This is a genomic window from Alkalibacterium sp. m-11 (genome assembly GCF_054658155.1).
On sequence record NZ_BAAGIR010000180.1, the window covers coordinates 1 to 3284 of the forward strand.

At 40.4% G+C, this 3284-nt stretch carries 2 protein-coding genes; both read left to right on the top strand.

Features of this window, described 5'->3' with window-relative positions; genetic code table 11:
• Positions 1 to 238: 238 nt before the first annotated feature.
• On the top strand, positions 239 to 1303 hold the full coding sequence (locus ACYQ2O_RS11265; RefSeq protein ID WP_459796643.1) for a glycosyltransferase: 1065 nt from the start codon (positions 239 to 241) through the stop codon (positions 1301 to 1303).
• A 671-nt stretch (positions 1304 to 1974) separates the two neighbouring features.
• The gene (locus tag ACYQ2O_RS11270; RefSeq protein ID WP_459771150.1) at positions 1975 to 3111 is read left to right on the top strand and encodes a plasmid pRiA4b ORF-3 family protein; all 1137 of its coding nucleotides are present in this window, start codon (positions 1975 to 1977) and stop codon (positions 3109 to 3111) included.
• Positions 3112 to 3284 lie beyond the last annotated feature (173 nt).

The window sequence follows — 3284 nt, forward strand, 5'->3', positions numbered from 1 at the left end:
AATTAGAACTGACTTTCTCAAGCCTTTTAAAAGCTCGAAGAGCAAAATAGGCTTGAGAAAGACAAAAACAATAAACTGCGTTTCAGATTTCTAGAATAAATTTCCGAGAATAACTTTACACATATTTTAAGTTGTTCTATTAGACTCTTGTCATGGAAATATGCTATAATTAATAATGAACAGAATATGGATATTTTTTGATAAGGATCGACTATAGCGAGTTAAAAGAGGGTAGTGTATGAAAAATTGTGTGATTGTGATACCGGCACTGAATCCTAATGAAATACTTTGTGATTATGTCCGTTTATTGAGTGAAGAGCGTTTCCTTTCGATCCTCATCATTGATGACGGAAGCGAGCATACCTGTCAGTCAATTTTTGACCGGTGCAGCTCATATCATAATGTAAAAGTTATACGGCACTCCGAAAACAAAGGTAAAGGAAGAGCACTGAAAAATGCGTTTGCCTACATATTGGATGACGAGCAGATGAGCAAAGCGAATGGAGTTATTACGGCTGATGCAGATGGACAGCACAAACTGAGCGATGTTATGACTATATGTCAGTCCTTATCTAAAGATCAGAGTAAACTGGTCCTCGGAGTCCGATCTTTTGACTCTGAAAATGTTCCTTTATCCAACAAAACGGGCAATACTATTACTCGACATGTGTTCAGACTGCTGTACGGAAAACGCATTTCTGATACCCAGACAGGATTGCGTGGCATAGATATGGACAGTTTACATCATTTTACAGACCTTGAAGGCGAACGCTTCAGTTATGAAACAAATATGCTGATTGCAGCAGTCAGACAGAATCTGACGATAGAGGAATGTCCGATCGAAACGGTCTACATCAATGAGAATGAAAGCTCTCATTTCAATCCTTTCAAGGATTCTGCAGAAATTTACTGGGTGCTATTCAAAAATTTTTTTAAGTTCATGGGCGTTTCCCTAACGTCCTTTATACTTGATATTACGCTATTTCAATTGTTCATACTGATCCTTGGGTTTACCTTTGCCAGAAGGCGGATTCTTATTTCGACCATTCTGGCGAGAGCAGGGTCGTCGCTATTTAATTACTGTATGAACCGCTCAGTTGTTTTCAAGAGCAGACGTAAATGGAACAAGACAATTATAGGCTATTATTCATTAGCTGTAGCAGAAGCAGTTACTTCTGGTTTGTCCGTCTATTTACTGTTCCAGCTGACTGGTTTTAGAGAGGTCTTTCTAAAAGCCGGAGTTGATCTGGTCATTTTTCTGGTTAGTTATCGCATCCAGAAACTTGTGGTCTTTAAAGATTAAAGATCTGAGTTGGAATGAGTATGAAGAATTTGATTAACGAGAAGGCAGCTCGAAGTAATTCGAGCTGCTTTTTACATGCATATGGATGTATAGTATATCGATCAACTATAAGCAGAGTTGCTTAAATCAGTGGGGGTTTCCAGATTAGAGATGCTGTAACGGCATTTCCTTGAATTCAGGAAGGGCCGAACTGCTGTTAGTGGCTGATCTAACGAGACTTCATTAAAATAATTGACCAGTTAACTGTAACTAAAGAGAATCTGGCAATAGATTATTCCAATTAGAAAAGACTGAACTGTAACTACAGATCCTCTAATGGCATTAACACCTTTAAGAAATAAATAAACTACAACTACAAGCCTCATAATGACAAGATATCAAGCTCTTAGAGAATAAGATGTAACTAGACAGCGTCTAGTTATATCTTATTAAATACAGAGATCAGTAAAGTAGAATTAGAAATACTTTATTTCAGATGACCGCCGAGTGACTGACTGAATGAGTTCTAGTTATAAGCTGCTGAACAAGTAATGGGATGTTTGATTAACTCATATTTTCATTGCAGGACAATTTGCTGTTTAACTCAGGTAAGGAAAACGGTATGATTAGACTATTCACCAAGAATACAAGCATGCATGAAGACATGTAAGCCACACTCAAGGAGGATCGCCATGCATCTTTACTTAACAAACAAGCTGTTAAAAGCCTTTAAAAAGGCAGAAAAAATTATGAATGACTCTAACGACACCATGGATATCTCTCAAGAAGTGATAGCGGCAGACAAGCATGAGCCGTTTTTCAGCTGGCATGGAAACTTGATGACGGTCGATCAGGATGACTGCCTTGTACTGACGAATGACGGCACTGGTCTGACCCTCATCTTTCTTTCACCATATGAAGAGGATTATCTGGAGTTTGGGGACTGGTTGAGCGAAGCAATGGCTCGAATGATGCAACGGATGGGTTTTTCTGAGACCTCGGTCAATGCTTACTTTAATCATTATTCCAAACCAACGGCCAGTAAAGCATCAGATGCGGCTTTAATTGGAAAAAACAGCGCAGCACTCAACGTTCTTCATATGTATAGTGAACAGGCAGACGATGAAGAATGCTTTCAGGAAACCTGGTCGTACAAAGTCAGCATTAATAAGAAAGGGGAGGACGGTTCTCCGACTGCGATAGATGCTTTTTCCAACCAGTTCGAGCAGATCATCGGAACCGGATCAGTTTCATATTCGGTGGATGTGGCTGAGCTGGGAGTTCGACTGAAACTCGAAGGAGCGAAAGATGTCATCCGCATCATTCAAGTGCCGATGCACTATTCTTTTGATGACCTGCACACGGTCATCCAGAAAGTCTTCTTATGGAACAACTCCCATTTTCACCAGTTCATTTTAGAAGACGGCTTCACATTAATGGGATCCGAAGGTTATTATCATATGCAGCACTATAACCGAATGACCGATGATCATATAGGATCTGGAGCGCATCATACGCTTTCCGATGTGATATCTTACGATGAAAACTCGGTAATCCGCTATATTTATGATCTGGGTGACAGCTGGGAGCATGTTATTCAGCTTAGAAAAATATGGACAGAACATAAGCAGGTTCGCCCGCGATTGAAAATGATGATGGGAGATCCCGTTCCGGAAGATATAGGGGGAGCTGGAGGATATGCTTATTATCTTGAAGTGATGAATGATTCAGATCATCCGGATTATGACGCTCTTAAAGAGTGGGCCAGCCCGTTTGAATTGAAAAAAAGACAGTCGAATACTGTAGATAAGATAAACAAATCATTATAATACGGTCTACGAGCAGAGTGAAGTCAGTATTTTGACTCACTCTGCTTTTTTCGTGCGCCCGGCATGGGCGACAACTTGGTGGTGAAAGTCCACTACAGACTTGGCAGTAGGAACTGTTAGCGAAAGTCAAGGGTGTCCGCCGTGAGGCGGAATCTGAAGGAAGACGGACGCAA

Excerpts from the sequence above, each read along its gene's own strand:
- ACYQ2O_RS11265 (WP_459796643.1), top strand. The coding sequence starts at position 239 with ATGAAAAATTGTGTGATTGTGATACCGGCACTGAATCCTAATGAAATA.
- ACYQ2O_RS11270 (WP_459771150.1), top strand. The coding sequence starts at position 1,975 with ATGCATCTTTACTTAACAAACAAGCTGTTAAAAGCCTTTAAAAAGGCA.